The organism is Methylotenera sp. 1P/1, from assembly GCF_000384355.1.
Lineage (GTDB): Bacteria > Pseudomonadota > Gammaproteobacteria > Burkholderiales > Methylophilaceae > Methylophilus.
On record NZ_ARWC01000001.1, the window covers coordinates 2,283,569 to 2,299,092 of the forward strand.

A 15,524-nucleotide genomic window follows, 5' to 3' on the forward strand; every position below is an offset into this window, starting at 1 on the left:
CAAAACTTATTAAATTGAATAGAGAAAATTATGCCAAGACGTAGAGAAGTCCCCAAACGTAACATTCTTCCGGATCCAAAATTCGGTAGCCAAGAAGTGTCAAAGTTTGTCAATGTGCTGATGACTGGTGGTAAAAAGTCAGTTGCAGAACGTATTTTATACGGCGCATTTGATCAAGTGACCGCAAAAAGTGGTAAAGACGCGTTGGAAGTGTTTACAGTTGCATTGAATAACTTGCGTCCATTGGTTGAGGTAAAAAGCCGTCGCGTAGGTGGTGCTAACTATCAGGTGCCTGTTGAGGTGCGTCCAAGCCGTCGTAGTGCGTTGGCGATGCGTTGGTTACGTGATGCTGCACGTAAGCGTGGTGAGAAATCAATGGGTCTGCGTTTAGCGGCTGAGTTGGTGGAAGCTTCTGAAGGTCGTGGTTCTGCAATGAAGAAACGTGAAGAAGTTCACCGTATGGCAGAAGCGAACAAGGCGTTCTCACACTTCAGATTCTAAGTGTCTAAGTGTGGTTGAAAATTGGTTGTTCGCTCTTTAAGAATTTAGATTGAATTGATAGCAAAGGTATAGAATCGTGGCTCGTAAAACCCCTATTGAACGCTACCGTAATATTGGTATTTCTGCACACATTGACGCTGGTAAAACAACGACAACTGAGCGTATTCTTTTTTACACAGGCGTAAACCACAAAATTGGTGAAGTGCATGATGGTGCGGCCACCATGGACTGGATGGAGCAAGAGCAAGAGCGTGGTATCACGATTACCTCTGCGGCCACGACCTGTTTCTGGAAAGGGATGGCTGGTCAATTCGATCAACACCGTATTAACATCATTGACACCCCTGGGCACGTAGACTTCACGATTGAAGTGGAGCGTTCTATGCGTGTACTGGATGGCGCATGTATGGTGTACTGTGCGGTAGGTGGTGTGCAGCCACAATCTGAAACTGTTTGGCGTCAAGCCAACAAGTATAAAGTGCCGCGTTTAGCGTTCGTCAACAAGATGGACCGTGCTGGCGCTAACTTCTTCAAAGTGTACGATCAAATGCGTGCACGTCTTAAAGCTAATCCTGTGCCGCTTCAAGTGCCTATCGGTGCTGAAGACAAATTCGAAGGTGTGGTTGACTTGATCAAGATGAAGGCCATCTTCTGGGATGAGGCTTCACAGGGCATGAAGTTCGACTATCGTGATATCCCTGCCGATTTAAAAGCAGATTGCGACAAATGGCGCTCAAATATGGTGGAAGCGGCAGCGGAAGCCAATGAAGATCTGATGAATAAATACCTAGAAGAAGGTGAGTTATCAGAAGAAGACATCTTGCTGGGTTTGCGTACACGTACCATCGCTTCTGAAATCGTACCAATGATGTGTGGCTCAGCCTTTAAAAACAAAGGCGTGCAAGCCATGTTGGATAAGGTGATTGAATTGATGCCTGCGCCAACCGATATTCCGCCAACACGTGCAGAAGATGAAGATGGTAAAGAAATGTTCTTGAAGGCGTCTGATGATGAGAAATTCTCAGCATTGGCTTTCAAAATCATGACAGACCCGTTTGTTGGTCAGTTGATCTTCTTCCGCGTGTACTCTGGCGTGGTGAATGCTGGTGACACTGTATACAACCCGCTAAAAGGTAAAAAAGAGCGTATTGGCCGTATTGTGCAAATGCATGCGAATACGCGTGAGCCGCTTGAAGAAGTGCGTGCGGGTGACATTGCAGCTGCAGTTGGTTTGAAAGAAGCAACCACAGGCGATACCTTGTGTGCATTGGGTCAAGAAATTATTCTTGAGCGTATGATTTTCCCTGAGCCTGTGATTCACGTTGCGGTTGAGCCAAAAACAAAAGCTGACCAAGAAAAAATGGGTATTGCTTTAAACCGTTTGGCACAAGAGGATCCTTCTTTCCGTGTGAAAACAGATGAAGAGACTAACCAAACCATTATTTCTGGTATGGGTGAGTTGCACTTGGAAATTCTGGTGGACCGTATGAAGCGCGAGTTTGGCGTGGAAGCTAACGTGGGCGCACCACAAGTGGCTTACCGTGAAGCATTCAAGAAAACGATTGAAATCGAAGGTAAATTCGTTAAGCAATCCGGCGGTAAAGGTCAATACGGTCACGTTTGGCTCAAAATGGAACCAAATGAAGCTGGTAAAGGCTTTGAGTTCGTGGATGCGATTAAAGGCGGTACCGTGCCGCGCGAGTTCATCCCGGCAGTTGAAAAAGGTTTGCGAGAAACCATTCCTTCAGGCGTGTTGGCAGGCTTCCCGGTTGTGGATGCAAAAGTCACCTTGTTTGACGGTTCTTACCATGACGTTGACTCGAACGAAAACGCTTTCAAAATGGCTGCTTCGATTGCATTTAAAGATGGTATGCGTAAAGCAGACCCAATCTTGCTTGAGCCGATGATGGCGGTTGAGGTGGAAACGCCAGAAGACTACATGGGTGATGTGATGGGTGACTTGTCATCACGTCGTGGCATGATTCAAGGGATGGATGACAGCGCCTCTGGCAAAATTATCCGTGCAGAAGTGCCATTGGCTGAGATGTTCGGTTATTCAACTGTAGTGCGTTCATTGTCGCAAGGTCGCGCAAGCTACAGCATGGAATTCAAGCATTACTCTGAAGCACCAAGAAATGTGGCTGATGCCATTATGAACAAGAAATAATTTAATTTTAAAGACATCAAGGTAAAGGAAATCAATCATGGCAAAAGGCAAATTTGAACGTACCAAGCCACATGTGAACGTCGGTACGATTGGTCACGTTGACCACGGTAAGACGACATTAACAGCGGCGATTACTACAGTATTGACCAAGAAATTTGGTGGTGAAGCCAAGGCTTACGATCAAATTGACGCGGCGCCAGAAGAAAAAGCACGTGGTATTACCATTAACACAGCACACGTTGAGTACGAGACAGCCACACGTCACTACGCACACGTAGACTGCCCAGGCCACGCCGACTATGTTAAAAACATGATTACCGGTGCTGCGCAAATGGACGGCGCAATCTTAGTATGTTCAGCTGCTGACGGCCCAATGCCACAAACACGTGAACACATCCTGTTAGCGCGCCAAGTAGGTGTGCCATACATCGTTGTATTCCTGAACAAAGCAGACATGGTAGATGACGCTGAATTGTTAGAGTTGGTTGAAATGGAAGTACGTGACCTATTGTCTAAATACGACTTCCCAGGTGACGACACCCCAATCATCAAAGGCTCAGCTAAATTAGCTCTAGAAGGTGACCAATCACCAATCGGTGAACCAGCCATCTTCGCATTGGCTGACGCACTAGACAGCTACATCCCAATGCCAGAGCGTGCAGTTGACGGTACATTCCTGATGCCAGTAGAAGACGTATTCTCTATCTCTGGTCGCGGTACTGTAGTGACTGGCCGTATCGAACGCGGTATCGTTAAAGTAGGTGACGAGATCGAAATCGTTGGTATCAAAGACACATTAAAAACAACCTGTACAGGCGTTGAAATGTTCCGTAAGTTACTTGACCAAGGTCAAGCAGGCGACAACGTAGGTGTATTGTTACGTGGTACAAAACGTGAAGAAGTGGAACGCGGTCAAGTATTGGCTAAATCTGGTTCTATCAAACCACACACAAAATTCACAGCAGAAATCTACGTGTTGGGTAAAGATGAAGGTGGTCGTCATACACCATTCTTCCAAGGTTACCGTCCACAATTCTACTTCCGTACGACAGACGTAACGGGTGCTGTAGAATTGCCAGCAGGTACAGAAATGGTGATGCCAGGTGATAACGTATCTATCACTGTGACATTGATTGCCCCGATTGCGATGGAAGAAGGCTTACGCTTCGCGATTCGTGAAGGTGGTCGTACCGTTGGTGCTGGTGTGGTCGCTAAAGTCATCGCGTAATTTGTAGTTTAATTAAAGCGGCAGGCTGAAGTCTGCCGTTTCGCTCTTTATAAGGAAAAAACATGGCTGCTCAAAAAATTCGTATTCGCTTAAAAGCATTTGACTATCGTTTGATTGATCAATCTGCTCTAGAGATTGTTGAAACTGCTAAGCGTACTGGCGCTGTGGTAAAAGGTCCTGTGCCATTGCCAACACGCATTGAACGCTTTGATATTTTGCGTTCACCACACGTGAACAAAACATCGCGTGACCAATTTGAAATCCGTACCCACCAACGTTTGATGGATATTGTGGATCCAACAGATAAAACTGTAGATGCTTTGATGAAATTGGATTTGCCAGCAGGTGTAGATGTAGAAATTAAGCTGTAATTACAACTAAATAATAGTTGTAAAATTTATGGGGGTTCGGTATAATCCGGCCTCTTTCATGGAAGTCGGTCAATTGTAATCGGCTTTTTTAACTAATAAATAAGGAATCGATCATGAGCTTAGGGCTTATTGGTCGCAAGGTGGGGATGACCCGCATCTTTACTGAGGAAGGCGCAAGCATTCCAGTAACGGTGCTAGAGGTTGTACCTAACCGTGTGACACAGATCAAGACTGTCGAAAGCGATGGCTATACAGGCCTTCAAGTTGCTTACGGCGAACGTCGTGCAAGCCGCATCAACAAAGCGCTAACTGGGCATTATGCCAAGGCTGGCGTGGCTGCTGGTGCAGGTATCAAAGAATTCAATGTTTCAGCAGATGTGCTTGGCAACTATCAGGTTGGTGGCAACGTCACTGTTGAAATTTTCTCTGCCGGCCAAATGGTGGATGTGACTGGGACATCGATTGGTAAAGGGTTTGCTGGTGCTATCAAGCGCCACCACTTTAGCTCTAATCGTGCGTCACACGGTAACTCACGTTCACATAATGTGCCTGGTTCTATCGGTATGGCGCAAGATCCTGGTCGAGTATTCCCAGGTAAGCGTATGCCGGGTCATTTAGGTGACGTTAAAGTGACTACACAAAATCTAGAAGTAGTACGTGTGGATGCTGAGCGTAACCTCTTGTTGATTAAAGGTGCAATTCCTGGCTCTAAAGGTGGCGATGTTATTGTTCGCCCAGCTGTTAAAGCGAAAGGGGCTAAATAATGGAACTGAAATTAATCGATCAAAACGGTAAGGTTGCTAAAAAAGGCGTCGCTGTTTCTGATGTGACTTTTGGCCGGGAGTTTAACGAAGCTTTGGTGCATCAAGTGGTAGTAGCCTATATGGCGAATGCCCGTACAGCAACACGTGCTCAAAAAGGCCGTGATACTGTGGCGCATACTACACACAAACCTTATGCGCAAAAAGGCACTGGTAACGCACGTGCGGGTATGACTTCAAGCCCGATCTGGCGTGGAGGTGGTCGTGCATTCCCTAACTCCCCAAATGAAAACTTCAGTCACAAAGTGAACCGTAAGGCTTACCGTGCTGGTATGCAAACGATTCTGTCTGAGTTGGCACGTCAAGAGCGTATCGTTGTGGTGGAAGACTTTAAAGTCGAATCACCAAAAACCAAACAGTTCGTTGAGAAAATCAAAGGTCTTGGTTATGCGGAAGGTGTACTTCTGTTGACGGATGGTTTTGATGAAAACTTATATCTGTCATCACGTAATTTAACTAACGTGATGGTGGTGGAAGCGCAATATGCTGACCCAGTGAGCTTGGTGCGCTTTCCAAAAGTATTGGCCACTGCTGGTGCAGTGAAGAAACTTGAGGAGCTGTTAGCATGATGAACGCTATTACGAAAACTCAAGACCGTCTGTTGCAAGTGATCTTAGCGCCACAAATTACTGAAAAAGCAACTTATATTGCTGATAAGCATCAGCAAATCGCATTTAAAGTGCGCACAGATGCAACTAAAACTGAAATTAAAGCGGCTGTAGAGTTGGTCTTTAAAGTAGAAGTTGAAAAAGTTGCTGTGATTAATGTTGCAGGTAAGACAAAACGTGCCGGCCGCCGTATGGGTCAGCGTAGCGACTGGAAAAAAGCTTATGTAAGCTTGAAGCCAGGTCAAGAAATTAACTTCGCAGCGGGCGAATAAGGAGAGAAGACATGGCATTAGTTAAAGTCAAACCAACTTCCCCCGGCCGTCGTGGTGTATTGAAAGTTGTTACACCAGATTTGTACAAAGGCAAGCCGCACGCGCCGCTGTTGGAAAGTCAAAGTAAAAACGCAGGCCGTAATAACAACGGTCGTATTACTACACGTCATCAAGGTGGTGGTCATAAACAGCATTACCGTTTAATCGACTTCCGTCGTAACAAAGATGGCATTCCGGCAACAGTTGAGCGTATTGAGTACGATCCAAATCGTACGGCTAATATTGCTTTATTGTGCTACGCAGATGGTGAGCGCCGTTACATTATTGCGCCGCGTGGTGTAGCTGCTGGCTCACAATTGGTGAGTGGTGCTGAAGCGCCAATCAAAGTGGGTAATGCATTGCCGTTGCGTAATATTCCTGTAGGTAGCACGATTCATTGTATTGAATTGCAGCCTGGTAAAGGTGCGCAAATTGCGCGTTCTGCAGGTACTTCTGTACAGTTATTAGCACGTGAAGGTGCCTATGCGCAGTTGCGTTTGCGTTCTGGTGAAGTGCGTCGCGTACATGTTGACTGTAAAGCAACATTAGGCGAAGTGGGTAATGAAGAGCATTCACTACGTTCAATTGGTAAAGCTGGTGCAATGCGCTGGCGTGGTGTTCGCCCAACCGTTCGCGGTGTGGTGATGAACCCGGTTGATCACCCGCACGGTGGTGGTGAAGGTAAAACAGCTGCTGGTATGAATCCAGTAAGCCCATGGGGTCTTAAAACTAAGGGTTATCGTACACGTAGTAATAAGCGTACTGATAACATGCGCGTTAGTCGTCGTCCAAGAAACGTAAGGTAATCGATATGGCACGTTCAATTAAAAAAGGCCCATTTGTAGATGGGCATTTGGTAAAAAAAGTAGAAGTTGCTGCGGCAGCTCGTGATCGCAAGCCAATTAAAACTTGGTCACGTCGTTCTACCATCTTGCCAAATTTTATTGGTTTAACCATCGCAGTGCACAATGGTAAGCAACATGTGCCTGTGTTGATTTCTGAAAACATGGTTGGTCACAAGCTCGGTGAATTTGCGTTAACACGTACATTCAAGGGTCACGCGGCTGATAAAAAAGCGAAGAAATAAGAGGCTAATGATGCAAGTAACTGCAATATTAAAAGGCGTTCACCTCTCTCCGCAAAAAGCGCGTTTGGTGGCCGATTTAGTACGTGGCAAGAAAGTAGATCATGCTTTGAATATTCTTAACTTCACCCCTAAAAAAGGTGCTGAGATTATTAAAAAAGTAGTGGAATCTGCAATTGCTAACGCTGAACACAATAATGGTGCTGATATTGATGAATTGAAGGTCACTTCAATTTATGTGGATAAAGGTATTGTGTTGAAAAGAATCCGTGCTCGCGCAAAAGGCCGCGCTGGGCGTATTACTAAACCAACCTGTCACATTCATGTGACAGTCGGCGACTCAAAGGCATAACATGGGACAAAAAATTCATCCAATTGGGTTCCGTTTGAGTGTTCAAAAAAATTGGGCCTCACGTTGGTACTCTAATAGCAAAAACTTTCCAGCGATGCTGCAGAGTGATATCAAAGTACGCGAATTCTTAAACAAGAAATTAGCAAGTGCAGCAGTGAGCAAGATTATTATTGAGCGTCCTGCAAAAAATGCAAAAATCACCATTTACAGTGCACGCCCAGGCGTGGTGATCGGTAAAAAAGGTGAAGACATTGAGTCATTGCGTTCTAGCTTGCAAGGTTTGATGGGCGTACCTGTTCATTTAAATATCGAAGAAGTGCGTAAGCCGGAAATTGATGCGACATTGATTGCACAATCGATTGCACAACAACTAGAAAAGCGTGTGATGTTCCGTCGTGCCATGAAGCGTGCGATGCAAAATGCAATGCGTTTAGGCGCACAAGGCATCAAGATCATGAGTTCTGGTCGTTTGAACGGTATCGAGATTGCGCGTACTGAATGGTATCGCGAAGGTCGTGTGCCACTTCATACATTGCGTGCTGATATTGATTACGGTGTTGCTGAAGCGTCAACAACATACGGTATTATCGGTATTAAAGTATGGGTATTCAAAGGTGAAATTTTTGGTGATAACGCACAAGCACAAGCTGCGCAAGTGACTGCTGATGCTGAGCCAGAAAAAAAAGTAAGAAAGCCGAGGGCTAAAGATGCTACAACCGTCTAGACAAAAATACCGCAAGATGCAGAAAGGCCGTAACAAAGGCATTGCAACAACCGGTAATAAAGTAAGTTTTGGTGATTTTGGTTTAAAAGCCATTGGCCGCGGTCGTTTGACTGCACGTCAAATTGAGGCTGCACGTCGTGTGATGACACGTCACATTAAACGTGGTGGTCGTGTATGGATCCGTATTTTCCCAGATCAGCCAATTTCTAAAAAACCTGCTGAAGTACGTATGGGTAACGGCAAAGGTAGTACCGAGTACTACGTAGCACAAATCCAGCCAGGTAAAATGTTGTACGAAATGGATGGCGTGAGTGAAGAGTTGGCGCGCGAAGCGTTCAGACTGGCTGCTGCAAAGTTACCAATCGAAACGACCTTTATGACACGTCAAATTGGTAGTTAAGGAAAGGTAAGCTAAGATGAAAGCCACCGATTTAAGAGCAAAAAGTGTTGATGAGTTAAATGCTGAGTTGATTGAGTTGCGCCGTGCACAATTCTCTCTACGTATGCAATTGGCAACGCAACAATTAAATAAAGTAGATCAGCTAGGTAAAGTGCGTAAAGATGTTGCGCGCGTTAAAACTGTATTGGCTGAGAAAGCGAAACAGGCATAAACATGACGGAAACAGCAAAAGTTGTACGTAGCTTAAGCGGTCGCGTAGTCAGCGATAAAATGGATAAAACCGTTACCGTGTTGGTTGAGCGTAAAGTGAAGCACCCAATGATTGGTAAAGTGGTTGTGAAATCAAATAAATTTCATGCCCATGATGAAAATAACGAGTGTAAAGAAGGTGACCTCGTGACTATCGTTGAGAGCCGTCCATTGTCTAAAACAAAGACATGGGTAGTGAGTAAAGTAGACGTAAAGGCTTAAGCCTTGAATGCCTAAAAATAGTTAGATATTCATCTTGCTATAGATGAAATCTATCAGTTATAATGTTGGACTTTTCGGCGCTCGTGTAACTTAATTTTAAGAAGCACATAAAGCAAGCGCCCCAATACTGACCGTGGTCTACTGGCCGTACTAAGATGCTAAGTCTTGTAACGGCCGGTGTTGGTTAAAACGGATTAAGTTGGAGATTATTCTCATGATTCAAATGCAGTCTCGGTTAGAAGTGGCCGATAACACTGGTGCGCGTTCAGTACAGTGCATTAAAGTGCTTGGCGGTTCAAAACGTCGTTACGCTAGCATAGGTGACATTATCAAGGTCAGCATCAAAGATGCTGCGCCGCGTGGTCGTGTAAAAAAAGGTGAGGTCTATAGTGCTGTAGTTGTACGTACAGCCAAAGGCGTGCGTCGTCCAGACGGTTCACTTGTAAAATTTGACACCAATGCCGCGGTTTTACTAAACAACAAATTAGAGCCAATTGGCACACGTATCTTTGGGCCGGTCACACGCGAATTGCGTAGTGAGCGTTTCATGAAGATTGTGTCTCTTGCGCCTGAAGTGTTGTAGTTCTAGGCATAAGGATAGTTAAGATGAGCAAAATTCATAAAGGCGACCAAGTAATCGTCAATACAGGTAAAGACAAAGGCAAGCGCGGTACAGTATTGCGCACGCTCGATTCTGGCCATGTGGTGGTTGAGGGCATTAATGTTGCAAAAAAACATGCCAAGCCAAATCCGATGAAGGGTATCACTGGCGGTATCGTTAGCAAAGAAATGCCGATTGATGTTTCAAATGTTGCATTGTTCAATCCGGCGACGCAAAAAGCGGATCGCGTGGGTTTTAAAGTGTTAGAGGATGGCCGTAAGATTCGTGTTTACAAATCTAATGGCGAATCAGTGGACGCATAGGATAAATTATGGCGCGTTTAAAACAATTTTATAAAGACTCAGTTGTAAGCAAGATGACTGAGCAATTTGGTTACACTTCAGTGATGCAAGTGCCTCGCATTGAAAAAATCACCTTGAATATGGGTGTTGGCGAAGCGGTTGCTGATAAAAAAGTGATGGAACACGCAGTAGGCGACATGGAGAAGATTGCTGGTCAAAAAGCGATCGTGACCAAAGCTAAAAAATCAGTAGCTGCATTTAAGATTCGTGATGATTATCCTGTCGGTTGCAAAGTGACTTTGCGTCGTGAGCGTATGTACGAATTCTTAGATCGTCTGATTACTGTTGCTATTCCACGTATTCGTGACTTCCGTGGTATTTCTGGTAAATCTTTTGATGGCCGTGGTAATTACAACATGGGTGTAAAAGAGCAGATCATTTTCCCTGAAATCGAATACGATAAAATCGATGCCCTTCGCGGTATGAATATTACGATTACTACAACGGCTAAAACTGACGAAGAAGCGAAGGCATTGCTTGCTGCGTTTAGTTTCCCTTTTAGAGGTTAAGACATGGCTAAAACATGTATGACAGAACGCGAATTAAAACGTCGCGAAACCGTAAAGAAATTTGCAGCAAAGCGCGATGCTTTGAATGCCATCATCAATGATCAGCAAGCAAGTGCTGAAGATCGTCGTGATGCGCGTTTGAAATTGCAAGGTCTGCCACGTAACTCAAGCCCTGTGCGTTTGCGTAACCGTTGCGCATTAACAGGTCGCCCACGTGGTGTTTTCAGTAAATTTGGTATTGCGCGTAGTAAATTGCGCGATTTGATGATGAGTGGCCAAGTGCCAGGCGTCACCAAAGCTAGCTGGTAACGGAGGAGTAGATTTATGAGTATGAGTGATCCGATTGCCGATATGCTAACGCGTATTCGTAATGCGCAAAGTGTAAACAAATTAACCGTTTCTATGCCAGCATCAAAACTCAAAGGCGCTATTGCTAATGTGTTAAAAGATGAAGGTTACATCGAAGATTTTGCTGTACAAGCAAACGATGGTAAACCGGTGTTGAATATCAGCTTGAAATACTACGCAGGTCGTCCCGTAATTGAGAAGATTGAGCGCGTAAGTAAGCCTGGTTTGCGTATTTACAAGGGTAGCCAAAACATCCCTAAAGTAATGAATGGTCTTGGTGTGACAATTGTGTCTACATCCAAGGGTGTAATGACAGATCGTAAAGCACAAGCAGCCGGTATCGGTGGCGAAGTGTTGTGCGTAGTGGCTTAAGGAGAAGCAAATGTCTCGTGTTGCTAAGAATCCTGTCGCCATTCCTGAAAAAGTGGAAGTGGTGTTAAATCCAACTCAAATTAACGTGAGTGGTCCATTGGGCAAGTTGTCTCATACGTTAACAGATGTGGTGACATTGACGCGTGATGGCGATGTGATCACAGTAAAAGCAAATAATGATACGCAGCATGCGCGTGCAATGTCAGGTACTTTACGTGCTTTGGTTGCCAACATGGTGCAAGGTGTGTCTGTAGGCTTTACTCGCAAACTAACTTTGGTTGGTGTTGGTTATAAAGCAAGTGCACAAGGTGCTGTGTTGAACTTGGAATTGGGTTATTCACACCCGATTAACCACAAGATGCCAGCCGGTGTCACCGTGCAAACGCCAACAGCAACAGAAGTTGTGTTGACTGGTGCAGACAAACAAGTGGTTGGTCAAGTAGCTGCACAAATTCGCTCATACAGAGCACCAGAGCCTTACAAAGGCAAGGGTGTGCGTTATGCAGATGAAGTGGTAGCTATTAAAGAAACCAAGAAAAAATAAGTAATTAGACTTAAAAACCTAAATTTAAACTAGGGCTTAGAAAATGAATAACGTAAATAACCGCTTGCGCCGTGCACGTAAAACCCGTGCCAAAATCGCCGAGTTAAAAGTTACACGTTTGAGCGTGCATCGAACAAATACGCATATTTATGCGCAAATTATTGCTGAAAGTGGCGATAAAGTGATTGTCAGTGCTTCAACAGTTGAGGCAGATGTGCGTAAAAAAGTTAAAAATGGTGGCAATGTAGAAGCTGCCGCTTTAATTGGCAAGCGTATTGCAGAGAAAGCAGTCAAAGCTGGTGTTACCACCGTTGCTTTTGATCGTTCAGGCTACAAATATCACGGCCGTATCAAAGCGTTGGCAGATGCTGCACGCGAAAACGGTTTGTCATTCTAAAAAGCGAGACAGATAATGGCTAGAGAAGTTGAACAACAACAGCAAACTGATGGTTTGCGTGAAAAAATGATCACAGTCAACCGTGTAAGCAAAACGGTTAAGGGTGGTCGTATCATGAGTTTCGCAGCATTGACTGTAGTCGGTGACGGCGATGGTGCTGTAGGCATGGGTAAAGGTAAAGCGCGTGAAGTGCCGGTTGCTGTACAAAAAGCAATGGACGAAGCACGTCGCGGCATGCTGAAAGTGAACTTGAACAACGGTACATTGCATCACGCAGTGACTGGTGTACACGGTGCGGCAAAAGTATTTATTCAGCCGGCTTCTGAAGGTACAGGCATTATCGCTGGTGGTGCAATGCGCGCTATCTTTGAGGTGATGGGTGTAACTAACGTGGTTGCTAAATGTATTGGTTCTACTAACCCTTACAACTTGGTGCGTGCGACTTTGAATGGTTTAGAGTCTATGAATACGCCAGCTGAAATTGCTGCTAAACGCGGTAAGTCTGTTGAAGATATTAGAGGTTAATCATGGCTAAAGCAAAAAAAGAAGTCTCCACTATCAAAGTGACGTTAGTACGTAGCTTGATTGGTCGTATTGAGGCGCATAAAGCCACTGTAAAAGGTTTGGGTTTACGTCGTATGCACCATACTGTGGAAGTTCAAGATACTCCAGCAATTCGCGGCATGATTAACGCCGTTAGCTATCTCTTAAAGGTAGAAGCATAATGCAATTAAATACGATTAAGCCTGCAGAAGGCGCAAAAAAAGAACGTCGCCGCGTTGGTCGTGGTATTGGTTCTGGTTTAGGTAAAACCGCAGGCCGTGGCCATAAAGGTCAAAAATCACGTACAGGTGGCTTTCATAAAGTAGGTTTTGAGGGCGGTCAAATGCCATTGCAACGCCGTTTACCAAAGCGTGGTTTTAATTCCCTGACTAAAGGCAACACAGCGCGCGTACGCACTAGTGAGCTGTTGGAATTGGATGCAGACGTCATTGATATGTTGGCATTAAAAGCCGCTAAATTGGTATCTGGCAGTGTAAAAGCTGTCAAAGTATACCTGTCTGGTGAACTCAACAAAAAAGTGAAAGTACAAGGCTTGTTATTGACCAAGGGTGCACGTGCAGCCATTGAGTCAGCTGGCGGCCAAGTGATTGAAGCGTAATTAAAGAGACTCAGCTTTGGCACAAGACGGTATTTTAAGTACGATGAGTAAAATGAGTGAGCTGAAAAGCCGCTTATGGTTCGTGTTGGGCGCATTGGTTGTTTATCGATTGGGCGCCCATATTCCAGTGCCAGGTATTGATCCAACAATACTTAAGCAGCTGTTCGACTCTCAAAAAGACGGTATCTTGGGCATGTTCAACATGTTCTCGGGTGGTGCGTTGTCACGCTTTACCGTCTTTGCGTTAGGGATCATGCCTTACATTTCTGCATCTATTATCATGCAGTTGCTAACGGTGGTGTCACCTAAGTTGGAGCAGTTAAAAAAAGAAGGTGAAGCTGGCAGACGTCAGATTACTAAATATACGCGTTACGGTACTGTAGCGTTAGCAACCTTTCAGGCCTTGGGTATTGCCATTGCTTTGGAAGGTCAAGCTGGTCTTGTGTTAGACCCTGGCTTTAGTTTCAGATTGACTGCAGTGGTTACTTTAGTATGCGGTACGATGTTTTTGATGTGGCTGGGCGAACAAATTACTGAGCGTGGGATTGGTAATGGTATTTCTATTATCATTTTTGCCGGGATTGTAGCGGGCTTGCCGCATGCAGTAGGCAGCACATTGGAGTTAGCCAAAACGGGTGCGTTTTCAATCCCATTGGTGATGTTCTTGTTTGTGGCTATTTTATTGGTAACGGCGTTAGTGGTGTTTGTGGAACGTGGTCAACGTAAGATCACTGTGAATTACGCTAAACGTCAAGTAGGTAATAAGGTATTTGGTGGGCAAACAACACATTTGCCATTGAAGCTGAATATGGCAGGTGTGATTCCTCCAATCTTTGCTTCAAGTATAATTTTGTTCCCAGCCACACTTGCTGGTTGGTTTGGTAGTAGCGAAAGTATGTATTGGTTGAAGGATATCAGCAGCAAGCTTGCACCTGGGCAACCGATTTATATTTTACTGTTCGCAGCAGCGATTATATTCTTCTGCTTCTTTTATACGGCGTTGGTATTCAACCCAAAAGAAACGGCAGATAACTTGAAGAAAAGTGGTGCTTTTGTACCTGGTATTCGTCCTGGTGAGCAGACCGCCAAGTACATCGATAAGATTATGGGGCGTTTGACTTTGGTAGGCGCGTTTTATATCACTTTAGTATGCTTGTTGCCTGAGTTTTTGATTTTGAAATTTAATACGCCGTTTTATTTTGGCGGGACGTCGTTGTTGATTATCGTTGTGGTAACGATGGACTTTATGACGCAAGTGCAATCTCATTTAATGTCTCATCAATATGAGGGGTTGCTCAAAAAAGCTAATTTTAAAGGTGGCGCCACAGCGCGTTAGCTAGAAGAAATATGGCGAAAGAAGACCGTATTGAGATGCAAGGTGAGATTCTTGAGAATCTCCCAAACGCCACTTTCAAGGTAAAACTAGAAAATGGTCACACAGTATTAGGTTATATTTCCGGAAAAATGCGCATGCATTACATTCGCATCCTACCGGGAGATAAGGTGACAGTTGAAATGACACCTTATGACTTAACAAGAGCGCGAATTACATTCCGCGTGAAGTAACTAAATTGATTTGGTAGCGAGAGGTAAATTATGAGAGTTCGTGCATCAGTAAAAACATTATGCCGTAACTGTAAAGTTGTGCGTCGTCGTGGCGTAGTACGTATTATTTGTACAGATCCACGCCATAAACAACGTCAAGGTTAATTGATGGTAACAGGCTGTTGTTAAGAATTGAATTATTCGTTACAACCTGTTAAAATTTAAGGCTTTTTATTTGGTCGCTAGACATTGCGATTCGTTTTGGAGTTAAAGTATGGCTCGTATTGCTGGGGTAAATATCCCTAATAACAAACACGCAGAAATCGCGCTTACCGCGATTTATGGCATTGGTAGAAACACTGCTCAAAAAATTTGTGCGGCAGCAGGTGTTCTGGCAACTACTAAAGTAAAAGATCTGAATGACGCAGATGTTGAGAAACTTCGTGATGAAGTGGCAAAAGTTAAAGTTGAAGGTGACTTACGCCGTGAAATTTCTATGAATATCAAACGTCTGATGGACTTGGGTTGCTACCGTGGTGTGCGTCACCGCCGTGGGTTACCAGTACGTGGTCAACGTACTAAAACCAATGCACGTACACGCAAAGGCCCTGTTAAAGCTATTAAGCAAGCTAAATAGTGCATACAT

28 protein-coding genes are annotated in these 15,524 nt (G+C 44.6%); all 28 read left to right on the forward strand.

Features of this window, described 5'->3' with window-relative positions; translation table 11 throughout:
• Positions 1–30: 30 nt before the first annotated feature.
• Complete coding sequence (rpsG, locus tag A3Q3_RS0111030) at positions 31–501, forward strand: 30S ribosomal protein S7 (protein ID WP_020183648.1); 471 nt, start codon at positions 31–33, stop codon at positions 499–501.
• Between the two features lie 76 nt (positions 502–577).
• The gene (gene fusA, locus A3Q3_RS0111035; protein WP_020183649.1) at positions 578–2,668 is read left to right on the forward strand and encodes an elongation factor G; all 2,091 of its coding nucleotides are present in this window, start codon (positions 578–580) and stop codon (positions 2,666–2,668) included.
• A 37-nt stretch (positions 2,669–2,705) separates the two neighbouring features.
• A complete protein-coding gene (gene tuf / locus A3Q3_RS0111040) occupies positions 2,706–3,896 on the forward strand; it encodes an elongation factor Tu (protein ID WP_020183638.1) in 1,191 nt (396 codons plus the stop codon).
• A gap of 62 nt (positions 3,897–3,958) precedes the next feature.
• On the forward strand, positions 3,959–4,267 hold the full coding sequence (rpsJ, locus tag A3Q3_RS0111045; protein ID WP_011478646.1) for a 30S ribosomal protein S10: 309 nt from the start codon (positions 3,959–3,961) through the stop codon (positions 4,265–4,267).
• A 113-nt stretch (positions 4,268–4,380) separates the two neighbouring features.
• Positions 4,381–5,031, forward strand: coding sequence for a 50S ribosomal protein L3 (rplC, locus tag A3Q3_RS0111050; protein ID WP_020183650.1), 651 nt, complete (start codon positions 4,381–4,383; stop codon positions 5,029–5,031).
• Complete coding sequence (rplD, locus tag A3Q3_RS0111055; protein ID WP_020183651.1) at positions 5,031–5,657, forward strand: 50S ribosomal protein L4; 627 nt, start codon at positions 5,031–5,033, stop codon at positions 5,655–5,657. The genes rplC and rplD overlap by 1 nt, the downstream gene beginning before the upstream one ends.
• A complete protein-coding gene (rplW, locus tag A3Q3_RS0111060) occupies positions 5,654–5,968 on the forward strand; it encodes a 50S ribosomal protein L23 (protein ID WP_020183652.1) in 315 nt (104 codons plus the stop codon). Before rplD ends, rplW begins: the two co-directional genes overlap by 4 nt.
• Positions 5,969–5,979: 11 nt before the next feature.
• Positions 5,980–6,813, forward strand: a complete 834-nt coding sequence (gene rplB / locus A3Q3_RS0111065; protein WP_020183653.1) for a 50S ribosomal protein L2 — start codon at positions 5,980–5,982, stop codon at positions 6,811–6,813.
• A 5-nt stretch (positions 6,814–6,818) separates the two neighbouring features.
• Complete coding sequence (gene rpsS, locus A3Q3_RS0111070; RefSeq protein WP_020183654.1) at positions 6,819–7,094, forward strand: 30S ribosomal protein S19; 276 nt, start codon at positions 6,819–6,821, stop codon at positions 7,092–7,094.
• A 10-nt stretch (positions 7,095–7,104) separates the two neighbouring features.
• Entirely contained in the window at positions 7,105–7,443 is a 339-nt protein-coding gene (gene rplV, locus A3Q3_RS0111075; protein WP_020183655.1) for a 50S ribosomal protein L22, read from the forward strand.
• Position 7,444: 1 nt separating this feature from the next.
• A complete protein-coding gene (gene rpsC / locus A3Q3_RS0111080; protein ID WP_020183656.1) occupies positions 7,445–8,167 on the forward strand; it encodes a 30S ribosomal protein S3 in 723 nt (240 codons plus the stop codon).
• Positions 8,151–8,567, forward strand: coding sequence for a 50S ribosomal protein L16 (rplP, locus tag A3Q3_RS0111085; protein WP_020166872.1), 417 nt, complete (start codon positions 8,151–8,153; stop codon positions 8,565–8,567). Before rpsC ends, rplP begins: the two co-directional genes overlap by 17 nt.
• A gap of 16 nt (positions 8,568–8,583) precedes the next feature.
• Entirely contained in the window at positions 8,584–8,778 is a 195-nt protein-coding gene (rpmC, locus tag A3Q3_RS0111090; protein WP_015831303.1) for a 50S ribosomal protein L29, read from the forward strand.
• A gap of 2 nt (positions 8,779–8,780) precedes the next feature.
• The gene (gene rpsQ, locus A3Q3_RS0111095) at positions 8,781–9,038 is read left to right on the forward strand and encodes a 30S ribosomal protein S17 (protein ID WP_020183657.1); all 258 of its coding nucleotides are present in this window, start codon (positions 8,781–8,783) and stop codon (positions 9,036–9,038) included.
• 214 nt (positions 9,039–9,252) lie between these two features.
• Positions 9,253–9,621 carry a 50S ribosomal protein L14 gene (rplN, locus tag A3Q3_RS0111100; RefSeq protein WP_020183658.1) on the forward strand — a complete coding sequence of 123 codons (369 nt, stop codon included), beginning with the start codon at positions 9,253–9,255 and terminating at the stop codon, positions 9,619–9,621.
• Between the two features lie 23 nt (positions 9,622–9,644).
• On the forward strand, positions 9,645–9,962 hold the full coding sequence (gene rplX / locus A3Q3_RS0111105; RefSeq protein WP_020183659.1) for a 50S ribosomal protein L24: 318 nt from the start codon (positions 9,645–9,647) through the stop codon (positions 9,960–9,962).
• Positions 9,963–9,970: 8 nt separating this feature from the next.
• Positions 9,971–10,510, forward strand: a complete 540-nt coding sequence (gene rplE, locus A3Q3_RS0111110; protein WP_020183660.1) for a 50S ribosomal protein L5 — start codon at positions 9,971–9,973, stop codon at positions 10,508–10,510.
• A 3-nt stretch (positions 10,511–10,513) separates the two neighbouring features.
• Positions 10,514–10,819 (forward strand): 30S ribosomal protein S14, encoded by a 306-nt coding sequence (rpsN, locus tag A3Q3_RS0111115; RefSeq protein ID WP_025223666.1) that lies wholly within the window; start codon positions 10,514–10,516, stop codon positions 10,817–10,819.
• A gap of 15 nt (positions 10,820–10,834) precedes the next feature.
• Complete coding sequence (rpsH, locus tag A3Q3_RS0111120; RefSeq protein ID WP_020183662.1) at positions 10,835–11,230, forward strand: 30S ribosomal protein S8; 396 nt, start codon at positions 10,835–10,837, stop codon at positions 11,228–11,230.
• A 10-nt stretch (positions 11,231–11,240) separates the two neighbouring features.
• Positions 11,241–11,774, forward strand: coding sequence for a 50S ribosomal protein L6 (rplF, locus tag A3Q3_RS0111125; RefSeq protein ID WP_020183663.1), 534 nt, complete (start codon positions 11,241–11,243; stop codon positions 11,772–11,774).
• A 43-nt stretch (positions 11,775–11,817) separates the two neighbouring features.
• Positions 11,818–12,171, forward strand: coding sequence for a 50S ribosomal protein L18 (rplR, locus tag A3Q3_RS0111130; protein ID WP_020183664.1), 354 nt, complete (start codon positions 11,818–11,820; stop codon positions 12,169–12,171).
• 15 nt (positions 12,172–12,186) lie between these two features.
• On the forward strand, positions 12,187–12,696 hold the full coding sequence (rpsE, locus tag A3Q3_RS0111135) for a 30S ribosomal protein S5 (protein ID WP_020183665.1): 510 nt from the start codon (positions 12,187–12,189) through the stop codon (positions 12,694–12,696).
• Between the two features lie 2 nt (positions 12,697–12,698).
• The gene (rpmD, locus tag A3Q3_RS0111140; protein ID WP_020183666.1) at positions 12,699–12,896 is read left to right on the forward strand and encodes a 50S ribosomal protein L30; all 198 of its coding nucleotides are present in this window, start codon (positions 12,699–12,701) and stop codon (positions 12,894–12,896) included.
• The gene (gene rplO, locus A3Q3_RS0111145) at positions 12,896–13,333 is read left to right on the forward strand and encodes a 50S ribosomal protein L15 (RefSeq protein ID WP_020183667.1); all 438 of its coding nucleotides are present in this window, start codon (positions 12,896–12,898) and stop codon (positions 13,331–13,333) included. Before rpmD ends, rplO begins: the two co-directional genes overlap by 1 nt.
• 16 nt (positions 13,334–13,349) lie before the next feature.
• Positions 13,350–14,669 (forward strand): preprotein translocase subunit SecY, encoded by a 1,320-nt coding sequence (gene secY / locus A3Q3_RS0111150; RefSeq protein WP_020183668.1) that lies wholly within the window; start codon positions 13,350–13,352, stop codon positions 14,667–14,669.
• Positions 14,670–14,680: 11 nt separating this feature from the next.
• On the forward strand, positions 14,681–14,899 hold the full coding sequence (gene infA / locus A3Q3_RS0111155) for a translation initiation factor IF-1 (RefSeq protein WP_020183669.1): 219 nt from the start codon (positions 14,681–14,683) through the stop codon (positions 14,897–14,899).
• A 30-nt stretch (positions 14,900–14,929) separates the two neighbouring features.
• Positions 14,930–15,043: a 50S ribosomal protein L36 gene (gene rpmJ, locus A3Q3_RS14340; RefSeq protein ID WP_081620790.1), complete on the forward strand. Its 114-nt coding sequence runs from the start codon at positions 14,930–14,932 to the stop codon at positions 15,041–15,043.
• A 109-nt stretch (positions 15,044–15,152) separates the two neighbouring features.
• The gene (gene rpsM / locus A3Q3_RS0111160; protein WP_020183670.1) at positions 15,153–15,515 is read left to right on the forward strand and encodes a 30S ribosomal protein S13; all 363 of its coding nucleotides are present in this window, start codon (positions 15,153–15,155) and stop codon (positions 15,513–15,515) included.
• Positions 15,516–15,524: the final 9 nt, after the last annotated feature.

Coding starts and splice junctions, on each gene's coding strand:
- rpsG (WP_020183648.1), top strand. CDS start 31: ATGCCAAGACGTAGAGAAGTCCCCAAACGTAACATTCTTCCGGATCCA.
- tuf (WP_020183638.1), top strand. CDS start 2,706: ATGGCAAAAGGCAAATTTGAACGTACCAAGCCACATGTGAACGTCGGT.
- rpsJ (WP_011478646.1), top strand. CDS start 3,959: ATGGCTGCTCAAAAAATTCGTATTCGCTTAAAAGCATTTGACTATCGT.
- rplC (WP_020183650.1), top strand. CDS start 4,381: ATGAGCTTAGGGCTTATTGGTCGCAAGGTGGGGATGACCCGCATCTTT.
- rplD (WP_020183651.1), top strand. CDS start 5,031: ATGGAACTGAAATTAATCGATCAAAACGGTAAGGTTGCTAAAAAAGGC.
- rplW (WP_020183652.1), top strand. CDS start 5,654: ATGATGAACGCTATTACGAAAACTCAAGACCGTCTGTTGCAAGTGATC.
- rplB (WP_020183653.1), top strand. CDS start 5,980: ATGGCATTAGTTAAAGTCAAACCAACTTCCCCCGGCCGTCGTGGTGTA.
- rpsS (WP_020183654.1), top strand. CDS start 6,819: ATGGCACGTTCAATTAAAAAAGGCCCATTTGTAGATGGGCATTTGGTA.
- rplV (WP_020183655.1), top strand. CDS start 7,105: ATGCAAGTAACTGCAATATTAAAAGGCGTTCACCTCTCTCCGCAAAAA.
- rpsC (WP_020183656.1), top strand. CDS start 7,445: ATGGGACAAAAAATTCATCCAATTGGGTTCCGTTTGAGTGTTCAAAAA.
- rplP (WP_020166872.1), top strand. CDS start 8,151: ATGCTACAACCGTCTAGACAAAAATACCGCAAGATGCAGAAAGGCCGT.
- rpmC (WP_015831303.1), top strand. CDS start 8,584: ATGAAAGCCACCGATTTAAGAGCAAAAAGTGTTGATGAGTTAAATGCT.
- rpsQ (WP_020183657.1), top strand. CDS start 8,781: ATGACGGAAACAGCAAAAGTTGTACGTAGCTTAAGCGGTCGCGTAGTC.
- rplN (WP_020183658.1), top strand. CDS start 9,253: ATGATTCAAATGCAGTCTCGGTTAGAAGTGGCCGATAACACTGGTGCG.
- rplX (WP_020183659.1), top strand. CDS start 9,645: ATGAGCAAAATTCATAAAGGCGACCAAGTAATCGTCAATACAGGTAAA.
- rplE (WP_020183660.1), top strand. CDS start 9,971: ATGGCGCGTTTAAAACAATTTTATAAAGACTCAGTTGTAAGCAAGATG.
- rpsN (WP_025223666.1), top strand. CDS start 10,514: ATGGCTAAAACATGTATGACAGAACGCGAATTAAAACGTCGCGAAACC.
- rpsH (WP_020183662.1), top strand. CDS start 10,835: ATGAGTATGAGTGATCCGATTGCCGATATGCTAACGCGTATTCGTAAT.
- rplF (WP_020183663.1), top strand. CDS start 11,241: ATGTCTCGTGTTGCTAAGAATCCTGTCGCCATTCCTGAAAAAGTGGAA.
- rplR (WP_020183664.1), top strand. CDS start 11,818: ATGAATAACGTAAATAACCGCTTGCGCCGTGCACGTAAAACCCGTGCC.
- rpsE (WP_020183665.1), top strand. CDS start 12,187: ATGGCTAGAGAAGTTGAACAACAACAGCAAACTGATGGTTTGCGTGAA.
- rpmD (WP_020183666.1), top strand. CDS start 12,699: ATGGCTAAAGCAAAAAAAGAAGTCTCCACTATCAAAGTGACGTTAGTA.
- rplO (WP_020183667.1), top strand. CDS start 12,896: ATGCAATTAAATACGATTAAGCCTGCAGAAGGCGCAAAAAAAGAACGT.
- infA (WP_020183669.1), top strand. CDS start 14,681: ATGGCGAAAGAAGACCGTATTGAGATGCAAGGTGAGATTCTTGAGAAT.
- rpmJ (WP_081620790.1), top strand. CDS start 14,930: ATGAGAGTTCGTGCATCAGTAAAAACATTATGCCGTAACTGTAAAGTT.
- rpsM (WP_020183670.1), top strand. CDS start 15,153: ATGGCTCGTATTGCTGGGGTAAATATCCCTAATAACAAACACGCAGAA.